Source organism: Microbacterium sp. CnD16-F, assembly GCF_024124465.1.
In the GTDB taxonomy this organism is placed as follows: Bacteria; Actinomycetota; Actinomycetes; order Actinomycetales; family Microbacteriaceae; genus Microbacterium; species Microbacterium gawkjiense.
Genome location: NZ_JAMXSA010000049.1, coordinates 1 through 21,153, shown reverse-complemented (window position 1 = coordinate 21,153; position 21,153 = coordinate 1). Strand labels below are relative to the sequence as shown.

The 21,153-nt window shown below is 72.5% G+C and carries 22 protein-coding genes and 1 pseudogene; 15 read left to right on the top strand and 8 right to left on the bottom strand.

The genetic code is table 11. The annotated features are described in order from the left end of the window. Together NH287_RS12100 and NH287_RS12095 are read right to left on the bottom strand one after the other, a co-directional pair. Positions 1-766: glycerate kinase (locus tag NH287_RS12100; protein ID WP_253035824.1), on the bottom strand; the 766-nt coding region annotated here is incomplete at its 3' end. Then, positions 763-1,806, bottom strand: coding sequence for a LacI family DNA-binding transcriptional regulator (locus NH287_RS12095; protein ID WP_253035823.1), 1,044 nt, complete (start codon positions 1,804-1,806; stop codon positions 763-765). The genes NH287_RS12100 and NH287_RS12095, both read right to left, overlap by 4 nt. 142 nt (positions 1,807-1,948) lie before the next feature. Here NH287_RS12095 and NH287_RS12090 point away from each other — a divergent pair, with 142 nt between their 5' ends. From NH287_RS12090 to NH287_RS12080, 3 genes are read left to right on the top strand one after another with little or no spacing between them, the layout of a single operon-like run. Beyond that, positions 1,949-2,392, top strand: coding sequence for a CrcB family protein (locus tag NH287_RS12090; protein ID WP_253035825.1), 444 nt, complete (start codon positions 1,949-1,951; stop codon positions 2,390-2,392). Next, positions 2,389-2,772 carry a fluoride efflux transporter CrcB gene (crcB, locus tag NH287_RS12085; protein WP_253035822.1) on the top strand — a complete coding sequence of 128 codons (384 nt, stop codon included), beginning with the start codon at positions 2,389-2,391 and terminating at the stop codon, positions 2,770-2,772. The genes NH287_RS12090 and crcB overlap by 4 nt, the downstream gene beginning before the upstream one ends. 58 nt (positions 2,773-2,830) lie before the next feature. Continuing rightward, the gene (locus NH287_RS12080) at positions 2,831-4,150 is read left to right on the top strand and encodes an MATE family efflux transporter (RefSeq protein ID WP_253035821.1); all 1,320 of its coding nucleotides are present in this window, start codon (positions 2,831-2,833) and stop codon (positions 4,148-4,150) included. A 135-nt stretch (positions 4,151-4,285) separates the two neighbouring features. On the opposite strand, the gene NH287_RS12075 is transcribed toward NH287_RS12080, so the two are convergent. Then, the gene (locus NH287_RS12075; protein WP_253035820.1) at positions 4,286-5,806 is read right to left on the bottom strand and encodes a CitMHS family transporter; all 1,521 of its coding nucleotides are present in this window, start codon (positions 5,804-5,806) and stop codon (positions 4,286-4,288) included. 169 nt (positions 5,807-5,975) lie between these two features. Here NH287_RS12075 and NH287_RS12070 point away from each other — a divergent pair, with 169 nt between their 5' ends. From NH287_RS12070 to NH287_RS12055, 4 genes are read left to right on the top strand one after another with little or no spacing between them, the layout of a single operon-like run. After that, on the top strand, positions 5,976-7,628 hold the full coding sequence (locus NH287_RS12070; protein WP_253035819.1) for an ATP-binding protein: 1,653 nt from the start codon (positions 5,976-5,978) through the stop codon (positions 7,626-7,628). Next, a complete protein-coding gene (locus tag NH287_RS12065; RefSeq protein ID WP_253035818.1) occupies positions 7,621-8,277 on the top strand; it encodes a response regulator in 657 nt (218 codons plus the stop codon). Before NH287_RS12070 ends, NH287_RS12065 begins: the two co-directional genes overlap by 8 nt. 40 nt (positions 8,278-8,317) lie before the next feature. Beyond that, positions 8,318-9,742, top strand: coding sequence for an ATP-binding protein (locus tag NH287_RS12060; RefSeq protein ID WP_253035817.1), 1,425 nt, complete (start codon positions 8,318-8,320; stop codon positions 9,740-9,742). Continuing rightward, entirely contained in the window at positions 9,742-10,152 is a 411-nt protein-coding gene (locus NH287_RS12055; RefSeq protein ID WP_253035816.1) for a hypothetical protein, read from the top strand. The genes NH287_RS12060 and NH287_RS12055 overlap by 1 nt, the downstream gene beginning before the upstream one ends. A 12-nt stretch (positions 10,153-10,164) precedes the next feature. Here the strand turns inward: NH287_RS12055 and NH287_RS12050 are convergent, their stop codons facing one another. Then, entirely contained in the window at positions 10,165-10,806 is a 642-nt protein-coding gene (locus tag NH287_RS12050) for an RNA methyltransferase (protein ID WP_253035815.1), read from the bottom strand. Positions 10,807-11,025: 219 nt separating this feature from the next. Here NH287_RS12050 and NH287_RS12045 point away from each other — a divergent pair, with 219 nt between their 5' ends. Then, the gene (locus tag NH287_RS12045) at positions 11,026-12,297 is read left to right on the top strand and encodes an Nramp family divalent metal transporter (protein WP_253035814.1); all 1,272 of its coding nucleotides are present in this window, start codon (positions 11,026-11,028) and stop codon (positions 12,295-12,297) included. Positions 12,298-12,307: 10 nt separating this feature from the next. Next, complete coding sequence (locus NH287_RS12040; RefSeq protein WP_253035813.1) at positions 12,308-12,952, top strand: metal-dependent transcriptional regulator; 645 nt, start codon at positions 12,308-12,310, stop codon at positions 12,950-12,952. Between the two features lie 130 nt (positions 12,953-13,082). Here the strand turns inward: NH287_RS12040 and NH287_RS12035 are convergent, their stop codons facing one another. Then, the gene (locus NH287_RS12035) at positions 13,083-14,036 is read right to left on the bottom strand and encodes an SDR family NAD(P)-dependent oxidoreductase (RefSeq protein ID WP_253035812.1); all 954 of its coding nucleotides are present in this window, start codon (positions 14,034-14,036) and stop codon (positions 13,083-13,085) included. A gap of 184 nt (positions 14,037-14,220) precedes the next feature. Between NH287_RS12035 and NH287_RS12030 the strand changes: the two genes are divergently transcribed. After that, entirely contained in the window at positions 14,221-14,367 is a 147-nt protein-coding gene (locus NH287_RS12030; protein WP_197471610.1) for a hypothetical protein, read from the top strand. 17 nt (positions 14,368-14,384) lie between these two features. Here the strand turns inward: NH287_RS12030 and pyrE are convergent, their stop codons facing one another. After that, entirely contained in the window at positions 14,385-14,963 is a 579-nt protein-coding gene (pyrE, locus tag NH287_RS12025) for an orotate phosphoribosyltransferase (protein WP_253035811.1), read from the bottom strand. A gap of 52 nt (positions 14,964-15,015) precedes the next feature. On the opposite strand from pyrE, the gene NH287_RS12020 reads away from it, so the two are divergent. From NH287_RS12020 to NH287_RS12010, 3 genes are all read left to right on the top strand, one after another. Next, a complete protein-coding gene (locus NH287_RS12020) occupies positions 15,016-15,855 on the top strand; it encodes an exodeoxyribonuclease III (RefSeq protein WP_253035810.1) in 840 nt (279 codons plus the stop codon). A 63-nt stretch (positions 15,856-15,918) separates the two neighbouring features. Continuing rightward, positions 15,919-17,178, top strand: a complete 1,260-nt coding sequence (locus NH287_RS12015) for a sensor histidine kinase (protein WP_253035809.1) — start codon at positions 15,919-15,921, stop codon at positions 17,176-17,178. Further along, on the top strand, positions 17,175-17,846 hold the full coding sequence (locus NH287_RS12010; RefSeq protein ID WP_253035808.1) for a response regulator transcription factor: 672 nt from the start codon (positions 17,175-17,177) through the stop codon (positions 17,844-17,846). Before NH287_RS12015 ends, NH287_RS12010 begins: the two co-directional genes overlap by 4 nt. Before the next feature lie 64 nt (positions 17,847-17,910). On the opposite strand, the gene NH287_RS12005 is transcribed toward NH287_RS12010, so the two are convergent. Continuing rightward, the gene (locus NH287_RS12005) at positions 17,911-18,480 is read right to left on the bottom strand and encodes an NADPH-dependent FMN reductase (RefSeq protein WP_253035807.1); all 570 of its coding nucleotides are present in this window, start codon (positions 18,478-18,480) and stop codon (positions 17,911-17,913) included. A 213-nt stretch (positions 18,481-18,693) separates the two neighbouring features. Here NH287_RS12005 and NH287_RS12000 point away from each other — a divergent pair, with 213 nt between their 5' ends. After that, positions 18,694-19,578, top strand: coding sequence for an ABC transporter ATP-binding protein (locus NH287_RS12000; RefSeq protein ID WP_253035806.1), 885 nt, complete (start codon positions 18,694-18,696; stop codon positions 19,576-19,578). Further along, complete coding sequence (locus tag NH287_RS11995) at positions 19,575-20,660, top strand: ABC transporter permease (protein WP_253035805.1); 1,086 nt, start codon at positions 19,575-19,577, stop codon at positions 20,658-20,660. Before NH287_RS12000 ends, NH287_RS11995 begins: the two co-directional genes overlap by 4 nt. 48 nt (positions 20,661-20,708) lie before the next feature. Here NH287_RS11995 and NH287_RS11990 read toward each other — a convergent pair. Continuing rightward, positions 20,709-21,153: pseudogene (locus tag NH287_RS11990) on the bottom strand (serine/threonine protein kinase); the annotation flags it as partial.

The following is a 21,153-nucleotide window of genomic DNA, read 5'->3' as shown; positions in this document are numbered from 1 at the left end:
CGAGCGCGAACCCGGTGCCGCCCGCGGCCCCCGCTCCCGGCAGGAGCGGGTCGGCGGTCGGCACGCGCCGGGCGATGCAGGCTGCGTACCGCTCGAGCACGCCGTCGACGACCTCGACGTCGGCGGCGGTCAGCCCTTTCTGCGGTCCGAACACGGCCGCGGCGCCTGCGGGCCCGGTCAGCGGGTTCGTCACGTCGCTGAGCACCGTCACGCCACCGGGTGGCGGAGTGCGCAGGTGCGAGAAGTCGATCGCCGACACGGCCGCGAGCCCGCGCGCCCCGGCGGGGACGTCGCGCCCGTCGGCGTCGACCATGCGCGCGCCGAGAGCGCGCAGCATCCCGCTCCCCCCGTCGGTCGAGGCGGACGAGCCGATGCCGAGGACGAGCCGCTCGACCCCCGCGTCGAGGGCGGCGGCGATCGCCTGCCCGAACCCGGTCGTGTCCGCGTCCCACGGCAGGCGGTCCTCGCCGAGGAGTTCGATGCCGCTCGTCGAGGCGAGCTCGACGACACCCGTGCCGTCCGGCAGCAGCAGCCATGCCGCGTCGACGAGCGTGCCGCGCGGGCCGCGCACGCGCACCGGGCGGCGCTGGGCTCCGGGCACGGCGGCGGCGAAGGCGTCGAGGGTCCCCTCGCCCCCGTCGGCCATGGGGCGCAGCACGATCTCGGCCGCGGGATCGACCTCGCGCCACCCGTCCGCGAGGGCGGCGGCTGCCGCGGCGGCGGGCAGCGAGCCCTTGAGACTGTCGAGGGCGACGACGACGCTCATGCGCGCGGCGGGGTGCTCTCGCGCAGCAGCACGTCGAGTCGCAGGTCGTCGGGGTGCGGCTCCCACTCGGCGTCGGTCGCGGCGCGGAACGCCTGGTAGCCGACCTCTTCGAGGGGCACGTGCACCGTGGTGAGGGCGGGGGTCACGTCGCGTCCCGTCGGGATGTCGTCGAACCCTGCGAGGGCGATGTCGGCGCCCGCCGTGCGTCCCGCCGCGCGGATCGCCGTGAGGGCGCCGATCGCCACGACGTCGCTGATGCCGAACACGACCGTGCCGGTCTCGACGCCGTCCGCGAGCGCCCGGGTCATCGCCTCGTCACCCGCTTCGCGCGTGAAGCCGCCGCGGTAGACGCGGGGTTCCTCGCCCCCGGCCGACGTGAAGCCGGCGCGGAAGCCGTCGAGGCGCGAATCGCTCGTGGCCGTGCCCTCCTCGGCCGCCAGGACGACGGCCCGGCGGTAGCCGCGCTCGACGAGCGCCCGCCCGAGGGCCTCGGCGCCCGCGCGGTTGTCGAGGATGAGCGAACGCACGCCGCCGGCCCCCGGACCGAGGGCGACGACCTGGCCGCCCATCGCGCCGAGCAGGTCCAGTTCGCGGGTGAGCTCGGGCGCCAGGCCCGCCGAGGTCCGGGACGCGGCGAGGATGAGCCCGCGGGGCCGCTGCCCGCGGAGCGCCCGCACGAGCCGCACCTCGCGCTCGGGGTCGCGCTCGGTGATCGCGACCGTCACCACGAGCCCGGCCTCGTCGGCACCGCGCGCGACGCCCGAGGCGATGAGCCCGAAGTAGGGGTCGGCGATGTCGGCGACGACCAGCGCGAGGATCGCCGACGTCCCCCGCGCGGTCGCCTGCGCGGAGAGGTTCGCGGTGTAGCCCAGCCGCGCCGCGGCGGCCTCGACGCGCTCGCGATAGGAGTCCGCGACCTTGCGCGTCGAGCCGTTGAGGGCGCGCGACGCCGTCGCGAGCGAGACGCCCGCCTCGCGCGCAACGTCGTCGAGGGTCACCGCGCCCGAGGGCCCGGGTCGACGCGGGGTGCGGTCGGTCATGGTGCGAAGTCTACGGGCGGCCGTCGGCGTGCTCGGAGCGGCCCGTCATCGACGGCTGAGGGACGGTGAGACGGATGCCGGGACTATCGTGGACGCGATGATCACGCCCGGCCCCGCGCCCGATCCGCACGGCGAACTCCCGATGGACGGCGACATCGCCGGTGCCGCGCGGCCGGTTCACCTCGCGTGGTCGTCGATCCTGCTCGTGCTCGTCGGCGGGACCGTCGGCACGGCGGCCCGCGAGGGACTGTCGCTCGCGATGCCCTCGGTCGGCGGCATCCCCGTCGCGATCCTCGTGATCAACATCGTCGGCGCACTCTTCCTCGGCGCACTCCTCGAGGCCCTCGCGCGACGCGGGCCCGACGTCGGTCGCCGCCGCGCGCTGCGCCTGCTCCTCGGCACGGGATTCGCGGGCGGATTCACGACGTACAGTGCGCTCGCCGTCGACAGCGGCCTGCTGCTGACCGGTGGCGACCCGACTGCCGGCATCCTGTACGCGCTCGGCACCGTCGTCGTCGGTGCGCTCGCGACCGTGGCCGGCATCGCGCTCGGCGCGGCCCGGCACCGCAGGGCCGTGACCCGATGACGCCACTCCTGTTCCTCGCCCTCTCGCTCGCGGGGGGCGTCGGCGCCGCGCTGCGTCTCGTGATCGACGGCGCCGTGAAGGCGCGTGTGCGCACGGCGCTCCCGGTCGGCACGCTCCTCATCAACGTGGCGGGCTCGTTCGTGCTCGGCGTGGTGACCGAGCTCGCCCTCGGCGGTGTCCTCGACGATGCCTGGCGACTCGTGATCGGCACCGGCCTGTGCGGCGGGTTCACGACCTTCAGCACGGCGAGCTTCGAGACGGTGCGCCTCGTGCAGGAGCGCCGGTACGCGCTCGGCGCGATGAACGCGGTCGGGATGCTGGTGCTCGCCGTCGGAGCGGGGCTTCTCGGCATCGCGCTCGGCCGACTCCTCATCGGCTGACGACCGCGATTCTGGCTGAGGGCGGGCCGCGTCGCCGCCCGCCCCTAGGCTGAAAATCATGGCCGCGCAGACCCTGAACCGCGAGATCCTGCGCCTAGCCGTCCCCGCGCTGGGGGCGCTCGTGGCCGAGCCGATGTTCCTCATCGTGGATGCCGCCCTGATCGGCCACCTCGGTGTCGTGCCGCTCGCGGGACTCGGGATCGCGAGCGCCGTGCTGCAGACGATCGTCGGACTGATGATCTTCCTGGCCTACTCGACGACGCCCGCCGTCGCGAGACGCTTCGGCGCGGGCGACAGTCGCAGCGCCGTCAGCGTCGGAATCGACGGGCTGTGGCTCGCCCTCGGGCTCGGGGCGCTGCTCGCCCTCGCCGGCTCGCTCGCGACGCCGTGGCTCGTCGACCTCTTCGGTCCGACGCGCGACGTCGCCGAGCAGGCGGTGACCTACCTCGCCCTGTCGATGTGGGGCCTGCCCGCCATGCTCATCGTCTTCGCCGCGACGGGGCTGCTCCGCGGCATGCAGGACACGGTCACCCCGCTGTGGATCGCGGGACTCGGGTTCGGCGCCAACGCGCTCCTGAACTGGCTGTTCATCTACGGGTTCGGGTGGGGCATCGCGGGGTCGGCCGCCGGCACGGTCGCCGCGCAGTGGGGCATGGTCGCCGCGTACGCCGTGGTCATCGGACGCCTCGCGCGGCGGCACTCGGCATCCGTCCTCCCTCAGCGTGAGGGCGTGCGCGGGTCGGCGCGGTCGGGCGGGTGGCTGTTCCTGCGGACGGTGTCGCTGCGTGCGGCGCTGCTCGCGACCGTCGGCGTCGCGACGGGTCTCGGCACCGACGAGCTGGCCGGGTGGCAGGTCGCGTTCACGATCTTCTCGACGGCGGCCTTCGCCCTCGACGCGCTCGCGATCGCGGCGCAGGCGCTGATCGGCCGCGGGCTCGGTGCGAAGGACGAACCGTTCGTGCGCCGCGTGCTCGGCCGCACGGTCGCGTGGGGCGCCTGGTTCGGGGTCATCGTCGGCGCACTGATCGCGGGCCTGTCGGGGGTCATCGGTCTCGCGTTCACCGGCGATCCGGAGCTCGCCGCCCTCATCCAGCCGGCGCTCCTGGTCCTCGCCCTCGCGCAGCCGATCTGCGGCGTAGTCTTCGTGCTCGACGGCGTGCTCATGGGAGCCGGCGACGCGAAGTACCTCGCGATCGCCGGCGGCCTGAACCTCGTGCCGTACCTGCCGGTGCTGGTGATCCTGATCGCCGTGCACCCGGCCGGATCGGGCGGGCTCGCGTGGCTCGCGGTCTGCTTCTTCGGCGTCTACATGCTCGCGCGCCTCGTGACGCTGGGCTGGCGGGTGCGGCGGGCCGAATGGCTGACCGTCGCGGTGTGACGTCACCGCCGGCTTTCGCTCTGCCGTGGCCGGCGCTTCGGGCGGAGATCCGTCTTCCCGAGGACGAATGCGGGCCCGAGAGTCCGCTCGAACGCAGATCTCCGCGGCACGGCTGAGCCGGAGCTGAGGGGCGCCTCAGGCCATCAGCGGGATCGACCCGACGAGCACGCCGACGGCCAGCATCACGAGCGAGACGATGACGGCCCGCCAGAGCACCTTCTTGTGGTGATCGCCGAGGTTGACGCCGGCCAGCGAGACGAGCAGCAGGATCGCGGGCACGAGCGGGCTCTGCAGGTGCACGGGCTGACCGGTGATCGAGGCCCGCGCCATCTCGACCGGCTCGATCCCGTAGGTCGATGCGCTCTCGGCGAGGATCGGCAGGATGCCGAAGTAGAACGCGTCGTTCGACATGAAGAACGTGAACGGGATCGACAGGATGCCGGTGATCACGGCCATGAACGGGCCGAGCGACGACGGGATGACCTGGGTCACCCAGCTCGCCATGGCGTCGACCATTCCGGTGCCGTTGAGCACACCGACGAGGACGCCCGCGGCGAGGACCATCGAGACGACGCCGACGATGCTGGGGGCGTGGGCGACGATCTCGTCGGCCTGGTCCTTGAGGCGCGGGAAATTGACGATGAGGGCGACAGCCGCACCGACCATGAAGACGTAGGCCAGCGGATAGATGTCCAGCACGAGCAGGACCATGACGGCGAGGGTCAGCGCGAGGTTGAACCAGATGAGCTTCGGGCGCAGGCTCGCACGGTTCGGGTCGAGCATGGTGTCGGCCATCGCGGTGTCCGCGGTGTCGACGAGCTGTGCGGCGTCGACGGCCGTGCGGGCCCCACGGACCGTGACGATGTTGCCGGTGCGCAGGTGCGCGAGGGCGCCGGGCTTGTTCTCCGCACCGCGGAACAGGCGCGGTGCGCCGAGGCGGCCGTCGCCGGCCGTGTTCCCGAGGCGCGACGTGTCGACGGATCCGGCGAGGCGACGGCGCTCGGAGAGCCCCAGGAACCACGCGAACAGCAGCGAGATCACGAGACCGGTGGCGAGCGAGGGCAGCATGGGCACGAAGATGTCGGTCGGCTCCAGGCCGAGCGCCGAGGCGGCGCGCACCGTGGGACCGCCCCACGGGACGATGTTCAGCGTGCCGTTCATGAGGCCGGCGACACAGGTCAGGACGACGGGGCTCATACCGAGGCGCAGGTAGAGGGGGAGCATCGCCGAGGTCGTGATGATGAAGGTGGTCGAGCCGTCGCCGTCGAGCGACACCGCACCGGCGAGGATCGCCGTGCCGAGCACGACCTTCGCGGGGTCATCTCCCAGCAGTCGCGTGATGAGGCGGATCAGCGGATCGAACAGTCCGACGTTGATCATGATGCCGAAGTACATGATGGCGAACATCAGCAGCGCGGCGGTGGGCGCGAGGTCGCCGATCGCGTCGATGACCATGTCGCCCAGGCCCAGCCCGGCCCCGGCGAACAGGCCGAAGATCGTCGGCACCGTGATGAGTGCGACCATGGGGGTCAACCGCCGCGTCATGATGAGCGCCATGAAGGTCAGCACCATCACGAACCCGAGGATGACCAGGACGGTGTCGGGCGGCGTGAACGCCACGGGGTACTCGACTGCCTCGGTCTGCACGATGCTCATCGCGACTCCTTCGTCGTGAGTCGGCACGGGGATCCGGTGCCTGATCCCGCGACACTAGAGACCGCCCCGCCCGACGCGCGCGCTAAGGCTCATTCCCCGACGTTGTGCGCGTAACGTGTGTTTCGCTCATTGTGCGCAGAAAGGCGACGGGGTGCGGTTCGGGAGTCGGATGCTGGTCCTTCAGCTCGTGACGCAGGTCTGCGTCGTCGCGGCGTGCGCCGCCGTCTTCCTCTTCTTGGGCGTGCAGCAGTTGCGGGCCGAGGCGGAGGCGTCGGCGCTGAACATCGCGCGGAGCGTGGCGGCGGCGCCCGACGTCCGCGAGCTCGTCGCCGAGTACTCCGCCGATCCCGGGACGCCCGACGCCGACGCCCTCCGCGACGGCCCGCTGCAGTCCTACGCCGCCGGCGTCACCCGTCGCACCGACGTCCTCTTCGTCGTCGTCACCGACGACCAGGGGATCCGCCTGGCGCACCCCGACCCCGATCGGTTGGGCGAGGTGGTGAGCACGAGCTTCGACGACGCCCTCGCCGGCCGCGAGGTCGTCACGTGGGAGACGGGCACGCTCGGCGAATCCGCCCGCGCCAAGGTGCCCGTGTACGGTCCCGACGGAGGCCGGCCGGTCGGCGAGGTGAGCGTCGGCTTCGAGCGGGCGAGCGTGTTCCGCGACCTGCCGAGCCTCCTCACCGGGGTCGCCGCCGCGGTCCTCGCGGCACTGATCATCGGCGCGATCGCCGCGCTGCTCCTGCGCCGCCGGCTCGAGCGGGTCACCCTCGGCCTCCAGCCCGAGGAGCTGGCCGCACTCGTCCAGACCCAGACCGCCGTCCTCGAGAGCTCGGACGACGGCGTCGTCGCCGTCGACGCCGACGGCATCGTCCGCGTCTGGAGCGACGCCGCGACCCGGATGCTGGGGGCCGCCGCCGAGCCGGGCACACCCCTTCGCGACGCCCCGGTCGACGAGCGGGTGCGCGAGGCGCTCACGGGCGGCGCCGCGTCCGGCCTGTCCATCGGCGACCGGATCGTCTACGTCGACGTCCGCCCGGTGCGCCGCGGGCAGCGCGCGCTCGGGACGGCGGCCGTGCTGCGCGACCGCACCGATCTGCTCGCCCTGACCGAACGCCTCGACGGCGTCCGCACCCTCACCGATGCGCTCCGCGCCCAGCGTCACGAGTTCGCCAACCGCCTGCACGCGGCATCGGGGCTCCTCGACGCCGGCCGCACCGCCGAGGCGCGCGATTTCCTGCGGGACGTGTCGGCGCGCGGCGCGGTGGACGCACGGGTAGAGGGGCTGGATGCCGTCGCCGACCCCGTCCTGCAATCGTTCCTCGGCGCCATGGCCGAGACCGCCCGCGAACGCGGCGTCGAACTCCGCGTCGGCGCGGACACGCTGCTGCGCAGCACCCTCCGCGACGTGGAGGACACCCTCGCGATCATCGGCAACCTCGTGGCGAACGCGGTCACGGCCGCGCAGGCGGCGGGGGCCGCGGCATCCGCTCGTCAGCCCTGGGTCGAGGTGACTCTCCTCGACGAGCTGGACGGAGCCGACGGCGGCGAACTCGTCCTGACGGTGGCGGACTCGGGCGCCGGGCTGCACGACGCGGCGGCGGTGTTCGCGCCGCGGGCGCGGTCGGACACCGACACCTCCGTCCACGGCCACGGCATCGGACTGCCCCTCTCGCGCGAACTGGCGCGGCGGCGCGGCGGCGAGGTGTGGGTCATCGACGCGGGCGGTGCGGGCACGGGCGCCGTCTTCGGCGCTCGTCTGCCCGGGGTGATGGTCGTCGGGGCCGGGGCGCCCGAGAGTGAGGAGACGGACGATGAGTGACATCCGCGTGCTGATCATCGACGACGACTTCCGGGTCGCCGGGGTCCATCGGGACATCGTGACGGGGACCCCCGGGTTCACGGCGCTCGATCCGGTGCGGACCGCGGCGGAGGCGCTGCAGGCGGTGAGGACCGGGGCGCCGGATCTCCTCCTCGCCGACGTCTACCTCCCCGACGGGGACGGTGTCGAGGTCGTCCGCTCGTGCGGCGTCGACGCGTTCGTGCTGTCGGCCGCGACCGACGCGAGGACGGTGCGGCGGGCGTTCCGCGCCGGAGCGCTCGCCTACCTCGTCAAGCCCTTCGAGACCCGGACCCTCGTCGACCGGCTCGGCCGGTACGCGCGCTACCGCAACCTCCTCTCCGACACGGCTCCGCTCACGCAGGATCAGATCGACCGTGCCGCGACGGCGCTGCGAGGCGCACCCGAGCAGGCATCCGTGTCCCGCTCGGCCACCGAGCGGACGATCCTCACCGCCCTGGCCGACGGCGAAGCGTCGGCGAGCGAGGTGGCGGACCGGGGCGGCATCTCGCGCGCCACCGCTCAGCGCCACCTCACCGCCCTGGCGGGACGCGGGCTCGTGGAGATCAACCTGCGCTACGGCACGACCGGCCGCCCCGAACACCGCTTCCGCCTCGCGGCGGACCGCTGACGACCCACCCGGCGTCACCGCCGTCCCCTAGAGTGCGGGCATGGACCCGCGCGACGACGACTTCCTGAAGGACCTGCACCGCCTGGTGCAGCGGTTGAACCGGATGCCGGAGGCCGAGGACGCCCCGCTGACCCCGCTCGGCGAGCGGGTAGCCGACCACCTCGGCGCCGACCCGACCGCGCTCCCGATGGTGTCGGAGTCGGTTCCGCCGCACCGGCTCGTCGACCTCGACCTCGCGCTCGACGCCCTCGCCGGCGACGACGCGGAGGTGCTCGGCCTGCGCGGCGGGCAGCAGCTGCGCCACGAGGAGTTCGCCGGCCTGCTCGCGTCGCCCTACGCCCGCATCCAGCCGGGACCGGTCGAGTACGTGTCGGTCCCGACCGGGCCCGACACGAGCCGGCAGACCAAGTCGACGGCGCTCCGCCTCTTCCGTGTCGACGGGATGCCGGTGGCCGCCCTGCAGCGCGCGGCCGACCCGCAGACGGGTCGCGAGACTGCGACGCTCGACGTCGTGGCGGCGTCGCCCGAGGTCGCGTCGGGCCTGCTCGCGGAGGTGCGCCGACTGATGGCCGAGCTCAGTGTCGTCCGCGGCAACGTCGTGAGCTTCGCGCGCGGCGAGTTCGGGCACCACGGCATCGGCAAGATGACGTTCCTCGAGCGGCCGACCGTGACCGCCGATCAGGTGATCCTGCCCGACGGGCTGCTCGACCGCATCCGTGCGCACGTCGTCGACATCGGCGGCCGGGCGGGCGACCTGCGTGCGCGCGGGCAGCACCTCAAGCGCGGCGTGCTGCTGTACGGCCCTCCCGGCACGGGCAAGACCCTGACCATTCGCCACCTCATCCACGAGACGCCGGGCGCGACGGTCGTGCTGCTGCAGGGCGCGGCGCTCGGACTGATCGGCGAGGCGGCGGCGCTCGCCCGGGCGATGAGCCCCGCACTCGTCGTGCTCGAGGACGTCGACCTCGTCGCCGCCGACCGCGGCGACTTCGGTCTGCAGCCACTGCTGTTCGAGGTGCTCGACGCGCTCGACGGCCTCGACGGCGACGCCGATGTCGCATTCGTCCTCACCACGAACCGGGCCGAGATCCTCGAGCCGGCGCTGGCCGCGCGCCCCGGTCGCGTGGACCTCGCACTCGAGATCCCGCTGCCCGACCTGCCCGCACGGCAGCGGCTGTTCCAGGTCTACGGCGGCGACCTGGCGCTGTCGGCCGAGGCGCTCGCGACGGCAGCCGAGCGCGCCGAGGGGGTCACGGCATCCTTCGTCAAGGAGGTCATCCGCCGGGCGGTGCTGCGCGCCGTCAGCGACGACCGCGACGTGACCGACGACGACCTCGCCGTGGCGCTCGACGCGATGCTCGAGGACACCCGCGGCATCTCGCGCGTGCTGTTCGGCGGCGACGCGGCGGCCGATGCGCAGGCCACCGGCAGGCACGGGTCGGCGGAGTTCGGGATGTTCGGCTGATGCGCCGGCGGGGGTCGGTGCTCGCGGCGACCATCGTGGCCGTCGCCCTCGTCGGCTGCAGCGGCGGCGGCATCCTGGCAGGGGGCACGGCGCAAGGGGCGTGCGAGGCGCCGACGCTGACGGTGTCACCCGAGACGGCGGCGCCCGGCGAGACCGTCGCCGTGACCGGCGCGGGGTGGACCGTCTGCAACGACACTCCGAACGACCCCTCGGGGGAGGCGCCCTGGCGGGAGGTGACCGTCGAGCTGCGCCAGGACGGCGCATCCCGTGTGCTCGGCACCGCGCCGATCGAGGACGGCCGCCTCGACACGGAGGTCACCGTCCCCGCCGATGCACGACCCGGGTTCGCCCTGCTGGTCGTCGGCCGAACCGACGCCACCTACACCGTCGGCCTCACGATCGAGGACTGACCCGGCCGAGTATCAGGCGTAGCGCCGGCACCACTCGTACATGACGACCGCCGCGGCGGCCGAGGCGTTGATCGACCGGGTCGACCCGTACTGGGTGATCTCGACGACTCCGGATGCCGCGGCGAGCGCCTCGGGCGACAGCCCCGGCCCCTCCTGTCCGAACAGGAGGACGCACCGCTCGGGCAGGTCCGAGTGGTCGACCGGGACGGAGCCGTCGACGTTGTCGATCGCGAGGATCGGGAGCCCGGCGGCATCCGCCCAGGCGGCGAAGGCCGCGACGTCTTCGTGATGGCGGACGTGCTGGTACCGGTCGGTCACCATGGCCCCGCGACGGTTCCAGCGCCGCTTGCCGATGATGTGCACCTCGGCCGCCCCGAACGCGTTGGCGCTGCGCACGATCGAGCCGATGTTCATGTCGTGCTGCCAGTTCTCGATGGCGACGTGGAACGGATGCCGCTTCTCGTCGAGGTCCGCCACGATCGCCGCCATCGTCCAGTAGCGGTAGCGGTCGATCACGTTGCGGCGGTCGCCGTCCGCGAGCAGGTCGCGGTCGTACCGCGGGTCGTCGGGCCAGGCGTCCGGGCCGCCCGGCCACGGACCGACGCCGACGGGGAGCTGCGCTTCCGCGTCTGACGGATCGGTCTGCTCGGGCACCGGTCCAGGCTAGCCGCGCGCGGCGCCGTGCGCCCCGTGCACCCGTTCGTCGCCGAATCACCAGCCGCGTGCCGAATCACCGTCGGAATGCGCGCATTCGAATGGTGACTCGGCAGCCGAGTGGTGATTCGGCCCAGGGGGGCGACACCGCACGCGCGCCGTGCCACGCGCGCAGCAGCACGAGCACCGCATCGCACCCGGTGCGCTAGATTTTTCGGCATGCCGAAAAATGGAGCGCCTGCAGGCACACGCACGCGTGCGGCCTGGCTGCTCGGCCCAGCACTGGTCGCCGGGGTCGCCTACCTCGACCCGGGCAACGTCGCGAGCAACATGACCGCGGGCGCCCGCTACGGCTACCTGCTCGTCTGGGTCGTCGTGCTCGGCAACGTCATGGCGTGGCTCATCCAGTACCTGTCGGCGAAGCTCGGCATCGTCACCGGGCAGAGCCTGCCCGAGGTCCTCGGCAGGCGCATCCGCAGCAACACGGCGCGCCGCGCCTACTGGCTGCAGGCCGAACTCGTCGCGATGGCCACCGACGTCGCCGAGATCATCGGCGGTGCCGTCGCGCTGTGGCTGCTGTTCGGCGTCCCCCTGCTGTGGGGCGGGCTCATCACCGGCGCGGTCTCGATCGCGCTGCTGCTGATCCAGTCCCGTCGCGGGGCGCGCAGCTTCGAGTTCGTCATCATCGGGCTCATGGCGATCATCGCCCTCGGCTTCACCTACGGCGTCTTCATCGGACCGCCCGAGTCCGCCGGCGTCGCCCGGGGCCTCCTCCCCCGGTTCGACGGCACCGACTCGGTGCTGCTGGCGGCATCCATCCTCGGGGCGACGATCATGCCGCACGCGATCTACGCGCACAGCTCGCTCGCCCGCGACCGCTTCCGTCCCGCCGAGGACCGCAAGAGGACGGATGCCGCAGCCGCCGACGCCGCGATCGACACCCGCCGCATCCTCCGCGCCACCCGGTGGGACGTGACGATCGCGCTTGCGATCGCCGGCACCGTGAACCTCTGCATCCTGCTGCTGGCCGCGGCGAACCTCGCCGGGGTCCCCGGCACCGACAGCCTCGAGGGCGCCTACGCGGCGCTGCAGGACGGCATCGGGCCGGCCGTCGCGACGCTGTTCGCCGTCGGCCTGCTCGCGAGCGGACTGGCCAGCAGCGCGGTCGGCGCCTACGCCGGGGCGGAGATCATGCACGGGCTCCTGCGCGTCCGCATCCCGCTCCTCGCCCGCCGCCTCGTGACGCTCGTCCCCGCGCTCGCGATCCTCGCCCTCGGCGTCGACCCGACGTTCGCGCTGATCCTCAGCCAGGTGATCCTGAGCTTCGGCATCCCGTTCGCGCTCATCCCCCTCGTCGCGCTCACCGCGAAGCGCGACGTGCTCGGCGGCTACCGCAACCGAGTGTGGACGACGGCCGCGGGCATCCTGGCCTCGGTGTTCCTCGTGACGCTCAACGCCCTGCTGCTCTGGCTGACCCTCTTCGGCGGATAATCTGGGGTCCGTGCCCGCCTCCGTGTCCACGGTCGACGATTACCTCAAGACGATCTACCACCACACCGAGTGGCAGACCGATCCCGTCACCCCGTCGGTGCTCGCCGCCGAACTCGGACTCGCGCCGTCGTCGGTCACCGAGATGGTCAAGAAGCTCGCCGCGCAGGGCCTCGTGGCGCACCGCCCGTACGGACCGATCTCGCTGACGGATGCCGGGACCCGCCGCGCGACCGCAGTGATCCGCCGCCACCGCCTCATCGAGACGTGGCTCGTGCGCGAGTTCGGCTACGCATGGGACGAGGTGCACGACGAGGCCGAGGTGCTCGAGCACACGATCAGCGACCGCCTGCTGACGGGCATCGACGCGCGGCTCGGCCACCCGCGGTTCGACCCGCACGGCGACGCGATCCCGGGGCCCGACGGCAGTGTCGAGCGCGAGCCGTTCGTGCTGCTCGCCGAGGCGACGATCGGGCACACCGGCCGCGTGCTGCGCGTCTCGGACCGCGACCCCGCGCTCCTGCGCTCGCTCGAAGAGATCGGCATCGACGTCGGCCACACCCTGACGGCGACGGGGCGGGGCGCCGTGCAGATCGACGGTGGTCCGACGATCGAGTTGCCGCCGGCCGCCGCACAAGCGGTCTGGCTGACCGCCTGAGTCAGCGCGCGCTCTCGCCGGGGCACCGCACGTCTGCACGATCGCCGGTGCTGCTGTCGCACCGCGCGCGGGTCCGGTCCACTCCCGCCCCCGCGGTCGTGCATCCGTCACCGCACCCGGCCGCGAGAGCTCAGCGCAGGCGCAGTCGCCGGCCCTTCAGGTACGGCCATTCGGTGCGTGTCGCGTGCTCGGCGTAGTGCCACATGCGGGCGCCGACGTCGGGGTCGATCGCGATCCGCGGCGCGCGCTCGAGCACCGGCGCCCCGGTGTACGTCCGCGCGGGACCCCAGTACTGGCCGCCCTCGGCGTCGGGGTCGACGAGCGCGCGCACCGGCGCCCACGCCCCCCGCTCCTTCGACTGCGCGACGGCGGCCTGCAGGCCGCCGAGCAGGCGCTTGCGCCGCGACGGCGCACTGACGCCGGGGATCCGTCGCGTCCGCCCGCCGAGCGAGTAGCCGGGATGTGCGACGAGGCTCTGGACGGGGACGGATGCCGCACGCAGCCGCCGGTCCGCTTCGAAACCGAGCGCCGCGGTGGCGACCTTCGACTGCACGTACGCCCGCCACGGCGTGTAGTCGTCGACGAGTTCGGGGTCGATCGGGTCCCACGGGAAGAGCTTGGTCGCGATCGAGCCGAGCCAGACCATGCGGCCGCGGGCGGCGGCGAGCGCGGGCAGCACGGCACCGGCGAGCGCGTAGTGGCCGAGCGCGTTCGTGGCGATGACGAGCTCGTGCCCGTCGCGGGTCACCTCGCGCTCCTCCGGCGGGTGGACGATACCCGCGTTGAAGAGGGCGCCGTGCAGTCCGACGCGTCCGCGGACGGTCGCCGCGGCGGCGCGGACCGAGCCCAGATTGCTCGTGTCGAGCGCGAGGGTCTCGAGGTCGGCATCCGGCACGTGATCGAGGATCGCGGCCCGCGCGCGCGACAGCCGCGAGGGGTTCCGGGCCGTCATGACGACGTGGGCACCGGCCGCGGCGAGCTGCAGACAGCTGAAGAATCCGACACCCGTGTTCGAGCCGGTGACGAGGTAACGACGACCGCTCAGATCGGGGAGATCGTCCGGGTCCCAGTCATCGCGTGCCACATGCTCGACCCTACGCTCGGCACCTGTGCGCGGCATCCTCTTGCGCTCGGCGTTCCCACGGCGTGCCGAATCACCAGTCGCGTGCCGAGTCACCACTCGATTGCGCGCGTTTCGCTGGTGATTCGGCACCTCGGTGGTGATTCGGGTCGGACCCGGCCGGCGCGGCCCGTGCGAGAGTGGACGCATGAACGAGCTCGAGCAGAACCTGCTGTACAGCGTCGTCGGACTGTCGCTGCTGACCTCGCTCGTGCTCATCGTCGTCCGTGGGTTCCGACGGCGCGGCGACGACCGCCGCGGTCGCAAGCCGTGGGACGACCTCGAACCCAAATAGGGCTCGCGCCGGCGGGATCACTGCGGCTGCAGGCCCAGGTCGTCGAGGTCGATCGCGGCGAGCCACGTGAGGCCCGCCGCCTCGACGGCTGCCTGCGCACCCGTCTTGCGGTCGACGATCACGGCCACCGCGACGGGCTCGGCGCCCTCGCGGCGCAGCGCCTCGACGGCCTTGAGCGCCGACTGACCGGTGGTCGAGGTGTCCTCGACGACGACGACGCGCTTGCCCGCGACATCCGCTCCTTCGACCTGACGACCGCGGCCGTGGTCCTTGGGCTCCTTGCGGACGACGAACGCGTCGAGCGGCGCGTCGGTGCGCGCGGATTCGTGCATGACGGCGTTCGCGATGGGGTCGGCGCCGAGGGTGAGCCCGCCGACCGCGACGATACCGTCGACGTCGCGGATGAGGTCGAGCATGATGCGCCCGATGGCGGGCGCCGCGCGGTGGTCGAGCGTGAGCTTTCGCATGTCGACGTAGTAGGTCGCCTTCTTGCCGCTCGACAGGGTGAAGTCGCCGTGGAACACGGCCTCCTCCTGGATGAGCGAGATGAGGCTCTGGCGGTCGGCTTCGAGTGCGGGCGTGGAGGCGACGGTCACGGCTCCGAGTCTAGGACCGGCGGCGTCGGACGCCCGATCTAGGCTGGGAACCATGCGGCTTGCCACCTGGAACGTCAACTCCATCCGCGCGCGCGTCGTGCGCACCGTCGAGTTCGCCGTGCGCGAGAACATCGACGTGCTCGCGATGCAGGAGATCAAGTGCAAGCCCGAGCAGTTCCCCTACGAGGCGTTCGAAGAGGCGGGCTACCACGTCGAGGCGCACGGCCTGAACCAGTGGAACGGCGTCGCGATCGCGAGTCGTGAGCCGATCACCGAGGTCGAGTACGCCTTCCCCGACATGCCGGGGTTCCTGAAGGGCCACGAGGGTCCGGATGCCCCGCAGGAGGCCCGCGCGCTCGGCGCGACGATCGACGGGGTCAAGGTGTGGAGCCTGTACGTCCCCAACGGCCGCGGCCTCGACGACCCGCACTTCACGTACAAACTGCACTGGCTCGAGGCGCTTCGCGCCTATACGCAGTCGACGCTCGCCGCGCAGCCCGACCTGCCGCTGGCCCTCGTCGGCGATTTCAACATCGCCCCGACCGACGCCGACAACGGCGACCCGACGGTCGTCGAGGGCGTGACGACGCACGTCTCGCCCGAGGAGCGCGCCGCGTTCCAGTCCCTGCTCGACGCGGGCCTCACCGACACGGTCCGCCCGCTCGTCCCGACCGGCTACACCTACTGGGACTACAAGCAGCTGCGCTTCCCCCGCAACGAGGGCCTGCGCATCGACTTCATCCTCGGTTCGGCGGCCTTCGCCGACGGTGTCGTCGGGGCATCCATCCACCGCGACGAGCGCAAGGGCGAGATCCCCAGCGACCACGTCCCGGTGGTCGTCGACCTCGACCTCGGCGGCGAGGACGACGACGATCGTCCGATGATCTTCTGACGCCGAAGGCTCTCCCCCGCAGGACGGATGCCGCGCCGCATCCGCCCCTCTAGCGTGGAAGGCATGTCCGACTCGACGCTCCGCCGCGCCGTCACCCCCGCCGAACGGCGTCACGACGCCTGGCTCGCCGCCGGGATGCTGGTCGCCGGCCTGATCAGCACCGCCCTCGGCACGGTCTCGAACATCTACGGCGGCAACGGCCCGGCTCTGCACTGGGGGCTGCTCTACGCCGCGGCGGTCACGGTTCCCCTCGCCCTGCGACGTCGGTTCCCCGGCACGGTGCTGGTCGTCGTGTCCGCGGCCTTCTTCGTGGGCATGTCGGCGGGCATCCCCGAGGTGTACGTCGGCAACGTCTCGCTGTTCATCGCGATGTACACGGTGGGCGCCTGGGTCGCCGACCGGCGCCGCGCGGCGCTCGTGCGCATCCTGCTGATCGTCGCGATGTTCGTGTGGCTGCTCATCACGATGTTCCAGTCGGCGGCATCCGACGACGGACTCTCGCAGCAGGGGCCGTTCTCGCCCTTCGCCGCGTTCGCGCTGATCCAGTTCCTCGTCAACGTGGCCTTCTTCGGCGGTGCCTACCTGTTCGGCGAGCGCGCCTACACGAGTGCGATGGAGCGCGCTGCGCTCGAGCAGCGCACTGCCGAGCTCGAACGCGAGCGCGAACGGACGGCGGCACAGGCCGTCGCCCTCGACCGCGTGCGCATCGCGCGCGAGCTGCACGACGTCGTCGCCCACCACGTCTCGGCGATGGGGGTGCAGGCGGGTGCCGCGCGGACGGTGTTCGAGCAGAACCCGGATGCCGCGCGCACCGCGCTGACCGGCATAGAGTCCTCCGCGCGCGAGGCGCTGACCGAATTGCGCCAGCTGCTCGAGACGCTGCGCACGCCCGACACCGACGCATCCGACACCGACGCACTCGGCGGGTCGACGCTGCGCCTCGACGCCCTGCCGACGCTCGTCGCCCACGCGAACGAGAACGGCCTGCCGACGACGCTGTCGGTCGTCGGCGACGCGGTGCCGACCTCCGACCTCGTGCAGGTGAACCTGTACCGCATCGCGCAGGAGGCGCTGACGAACGCCCGCCGTCACGGCGGCCCCGGCGCGACCGCCGACGTGCGCCTGCGCTACGCCGACGACGCCGTCGAACTCGAGGTCTCGAACACCGGACGCGCGCCGATCTCCGGACGCGCGGGCCTCGGCCTGGTCGGGATGCGCGAGCGCGCCGTTTCTTCCGGAGGAACGCTCGAGGCGCGCGCCCGTGACCGGGGCGGCTTCCTCGTTCGGGCGCGCATGCCGCTGACGCAGGCGGTGCCGGCATGATCCGCGTGCTGCTGGTCGACGACCACGCCGTCATGCGCACCGGGTTCCGCATGATCCTCGAGGCCGCGGGTGACATCGAGGTCGTCGGCGAGGCGGGCGACGGTCGCGCCGCCGTCGCAGCCGCGCGCGAGCTGCGCCCCGATGTGATCTGCATGGACGTGCAGATGCCCGACATGGACGGCCTCGAGGCGACGCGGCGGATCGTGGCGGATGCCGAGGTCGCGGCATCCGTCGTCATCGTGACGACCTTCGACCGCGACGACTACCTGTTCCAGGCGCTGTCGGCGGGGGCGAGCGGGTTCCTGCTCAAGAACGCCGGCCCCGAGGAGCTCACGAACGCCGTGCGCGTCGCGCACTCGGGTGATGCGCTGCTCGCGCCGTCGGTCACGCGCCGGGTGATCGAGCGGTTCGCGCAGGCGGAGTCGGCACCGGCGGCGTCCCTCCCCCGGACGACGGATGCCGCGCCCGCCCTGCCGGAGGAGCTCACCGAACGCGAGGCCGAGGTGTTGCGTCTGCTCGCGCGTGCGATGAGCAACGGCGAGATCGCGCAGGAGCTCTACATCGGCGAGGCGACGGTCAAGACGCACGTGTCGAACGTGCTGCAGAAGCTCGGCGCCCGCGACCGCGTCGCCGCCGTGGTCTGGGCCTACCGGCACGGCCTGGCCTGAGCCGCCCCGCACGCGGAACGGCCCCGCCCGAGTCGGGGCGGGGCCGTTCCAGCCGTGACGCGGGTCAGACGCCCGCGGGGACCTTGGAGTAGCGGTCGATCAGGTCGCCGAACGCCTCGAGGTAGCCGGTCAGGAAGCCGGCGGTCTCGTCGCTGGTGACCTCGCCGTCCTCGCCGAACAGGCCGGGCGTGCTCTGCACGTAGCCTTCGGGCTGGCCGAGCGTGGGGGCGTTGAAGTGGCTGAGGATCGCCTTCAGGTGCTGCTGCGCGGCGGCGGTGGCGATGCCGCTGCCCGACGTGCCGATGACGGCGGTGGGCTTGAGGTTGAACGCGTTCTGGCCGTAGGGGCGAGCGGCCCAGTCGAGCGCGTTCTTCAGCACGCCCGGGATCGAGCGGCTGTACTCGGGGGTCACGATGATGACGCCATCGACGTCCGCGATCGCCTGCTTGAAGTCGACGGCGACCTGCGGGAAGTCCGCGTCGTGGTCGACCGAGTAGAACGGCAGGTCCTTGATCGGGATCTCGACCAACGTGGTGCCCTCGGGTGCGAGGCGCTCGAGCGCCTTGGCGAGACGGCGGTTGATCGACGTCGACGAGATGCTGCCGACGATGTAGCCGATGGTGCGGTTCGTCATGGGTCCTCCAAAAGAGTCGAAACGGATGCCGTTCGGCACCGTGGAGTCCAACGGGAGCCCCGGCATCCCTATTCCTGTGAATGCAATAAGACGTCACGCTCCCCCTCGCGGCGGGGATCCCGGATCACCCGCCGGGGGGAGGCCCCCGGCATCCGATCTTCCTAACGTGGGACACGTGCCACCGCCGGTGGCCCAGGATCACAGGAGGAACGGATGCTGCAGCTACGCGGGATCACCAAGAGCTACGGCTCGCGGCGGGTGCTCGACGACGTCGCGTTCGACGTCGCCCCCGGCCGCCTGACCGGGTTCGTCGGCGGCAACGGCGCCGGCAAGACCACCACGATGCGCATCATGCTCGGCGTGCTGGGCCGCGACAGCGGCGAGGTCACGCTGAACGGCGCGCCCGTCACGACCGCCGACCGCCGCCGCTTCGGGTACATGCCCGAGGAGCGCGGCCTGTACCCGAAGATGAAGGTGCTCGAGCACATCGTCTACCTCGCCCGTCTGCACGGGTTCTCGAAGGCGGATGCCACGACCCGCGCGACGGCGCTGCTCCAGGAGCTGGGGCTCGGGGAGCGCCTGGACGACAACGTCGAGACGCTCTCGCTCGGCAACCAGCAGCGCGCCCAGATCGCCGCGGCGCTCGTGCACGACCCCGAGGCGCTCATCCTCGACGAGCCGTTCTCGGGCCTCGACCCGCTCGCGGTCGACGTCGTGGCCGAGGTGCTGCAGACCCGCGCCGCGCAGGGCGTCTCGGTGCTCTTTTCGTCGCACCAGCTCGACGTCGTCGAGCGCCTGTGCGACGACCTCGTCATCATCGCCGGCGGCACGATCCGCGCGGCCGGCACCCGCGACGGCCTGCGCGCCGAGCACGCCTCGCGGCGCTTCGAACTCGTCTCGGCCACCGACGCCGGCTGGCTGCGCGACGAGCCGGGCGTCGAGGTCGTCGACTTCGACGGCGGGTACGCGGTGTTCGAGGCCGACTCGGAAGAGACCGTCCAGCGCGTCCTGCAGCGCGCCGTCACCCACGGCGCCGTCACGAGCTTCGCCCCCCGCCGCCCCACCCTCGCCCAGATCTTCACGGAGGTCATCCAGTGAACACGTCACCGTCCTTCGGCCAGAGCGTCTGGCTCGTCACCGAGCGGGAGATCGGCTCGAAGCTGCGCTCGAAGTCCTTCATCATCTCGACCGTCGTCATGTTCCTGATCGTGCTGGCCGCGGTCCTCTGGGCCGGCTTCACGGCCCAGAGCGACAACCGCACGCCGATCGCGGTCACCTCCGAGACCGCCTCGGCCCTCACCGACCCCGACGCCTTCGACGTGACGGATGCCGCGACCGCCGACGAGGCACGCGAACTCGTCCGCGACGGCGAGGTCGACGCCGCCGTCATCCCGGGCGGCGCCGAGCCCCTCGGCTACACCGTGGTGTTCGACGAACAGGTCCCCAACAGCCTGCTGCAGCAGCTGAGCATCGCGCCCGAGGTCGAGATCCTCGAACCCGCGAGCACCGACGGCTTCTTGCGCTACATCATCGCGATCGCGTTCGGCGGCGTCTTCTTCGCCGCGGCGCTCACCTTCGGCACGACGATCGCGACGAGCGTCGTCGAGGAGAAGCAGACCCGCGTGGTCGAGCTGCTCATCTCGGCGATCCCGACCCGCGCCCTCCTGGCCGGCAAGGTGCTCGGTAACACGGTGCTCGCGATGGGGCAGATCGTCGGTATCGCCGCGGTCGCGATCATCGGCCTGACGGTGACCGGTCAGGACTTCCTCATCGCGGGGCTCGGCGGTCCGATCGCGTGGTTCGCGGTGTTCTTCCTCTTCGGGTTCGTCCTGCTGGCCGCGCTGTTCGCCGCGGCGGGCGCGATGGTCTCGCGGCAGGAGGACATCGGACCGACGATCACGCCGCTCACCTACATCGTGATGGCGCCGTACTTCCTCGTCATCTTCTTCAACGACAACCCCGTCGTGCTGACGATCATGTCGTACGTGCCGTTCTCGGCCCCGGTGGGGATGCCGGTGCGCATCTTCGTCGGCGAGGCGCAGTGGTGGGAGCCCCTGCTCGCGCTGGCCGTCATGCTCGCCGCGTGCATCGGGGCGATCCTCCTCGGCGCGAAGATCTACGAGAACTCGCTCCTGCGCATGGGGGCGCGCGTCAAGCTGCGCGAGGCCCTGTCGCGCTGAGCCGCGGCATCCGCTGAACCGCTCCGTCCGCACCCGCGGCGGGGCGGTTCAGTTCTTTCCGGGCTTCCCCTTGCCCGGCTTGTCGGGCTTGTCGGGCTTGCCGGGCTTCTCGGGCTTGTCCTTGCCGGCCCCCTTGTCCTCCGCGGGGGTGTCATCGGTGCCCGAGTCGTCGACCGTCGAGACCGTGGGCGTCGGGGTGGGGGTGGGGGTGGGTGCCTGCTCGGTCGGGGTCACCTGGACGGTGCTCGCCGGCGTCGGTTCGGTCTGCGCGGGATCGGTCGTGCTCGACTGCTGGCCGCCGACGAGGGACCCGGCCCAGATGCTGGCACCGGCGATGAGCGCGACCACGGCGACGGCGAGCCCGATGACGAGCGGACGCCGCGACCGGCGACGCGGCTCCTCCTCGGCGGATGCCGGTGCCGCCGACCCGTCGGCGACCGTCGCCGCGGTCGGATAGCGGCGCGTCGGGGCGTCGCCGGCCGCGCGGGCGGCC

Excerpts from the sequence above, each read along its gene's own strand:
- NH287_RS12095 (WP_253035823.1), bottom strand. The coding sequence starts at position 1,806 with ATGACCGACCGCACCCCGCGTCGACCCGGGCCCTCGGGCGCGGTGACC.
- NH287_RS12090 (WP_253035825.1), top strand. The coding sequence starts at position 1,949 with ATGGACGGCGACATCGCCGGTGCCGCGCGGCCGGTTCACCTCGCGTGG.
- crcB (WP_253035822.1), top strand. The coding sequence starts at position 2,389 with ATGACGCCACTCCTGTTCCTCGCCCTCTCGCTCGCGGGGGGCGTCGGC.
- NH287_RS12080 (WP_253035821.1), top strand. The coding sequence starts at position 2,831 with ATGGCCGCGCAGACCCTGAACCGCGAGATCCTGCGCCTAGCCGTCCCC.
- NH287_RS12075 (WP_253035820.1), bottom strand. The coding sequence starts at position 5,806 with ATGAGCATCGTGCAGACCGAGGCAGTCGAGTACCCCGTGGCGTTCACG.
- NH287_RS12070 (WP_253035819.1), top strand. The coding sequence starts at position 5,976 with ATGCTGGTCCTTCAGCTCGTGACGCAGGTCTGCGTCGTCGCGGCGTGC.
- NH287_RS12065 (WP_253035818.1), top strand. The coding sequence starts at position 7,621 with ATGAGTGACATCCGCGTGCTGATCATCGACGACGACTTCCGGGTCGCC.
- NH287_RS12060 (WP_253035817.1), top strand. The coding sequence starts at position 8,318 with ATGGACCCGCGCGACGACGACTTCCTGAAGGACCTGCACCGCCTGGTG.
- NH287_RS12055 (WP_253035816.1), top strand. The coding sequence starts at position 9,742 with ATGCGCCGGCGGGGGTCGGTGCTCGCGGCGACCATCGTGGCCGTCGCC.
- NH287_RS12045 (WP_253035814.1), top strand. The coding sequence starts at position 11,026 with ATGCCGAAAAATGGAGCGCCTGCAGGCACACGCACGCGTGCGGCCTGG.
- NH287_RS12030 (WP_197471610.1), top strand. The coding sequence starts at position 14,221 with ATGAACGAGCTCGAGCAGAACCTGCTGTACAGCGTCGTCGGACTGTCG.
- NH287_RS12020 (WP_253035810.1), top strand. The coding sequence starts at position 15,016 with ATGCGGCTTGCCACCTGGAACGTCAACTCCATCCGCGCGCGCGTCGTG.
- NH287_RS12015 (WP_253035809.1), top strand. The coding sequence starts at position 15,919 with ATGTCCGACTCGACGCTCCGCCGCGCCGTCACCCCCGCCGAACGGCGT.
- NH287_RS12010 (WP_253035808.1), top strand. The coding sequence starts at position 17,175 with ATGATCCGCGTGCTGCTGGTCGACGACCACGCCGTCATGCGCACCGGG.
- NH287_RS12005 (WP_253035807.1), bottom strand. The coding sequence starts at position 18,480 with ATGACGAACCGCACCATCGGCTACATCGTCGGCAGCATCTCGTCGACG.
- NH287_RS12000 (WP_253035806.1), top strand. The coding sequence starts at position 18,694 with ATGCTGCAGCTACGCGGGATCACCAAGAGCTACGGCTCGCGGCGGGTG.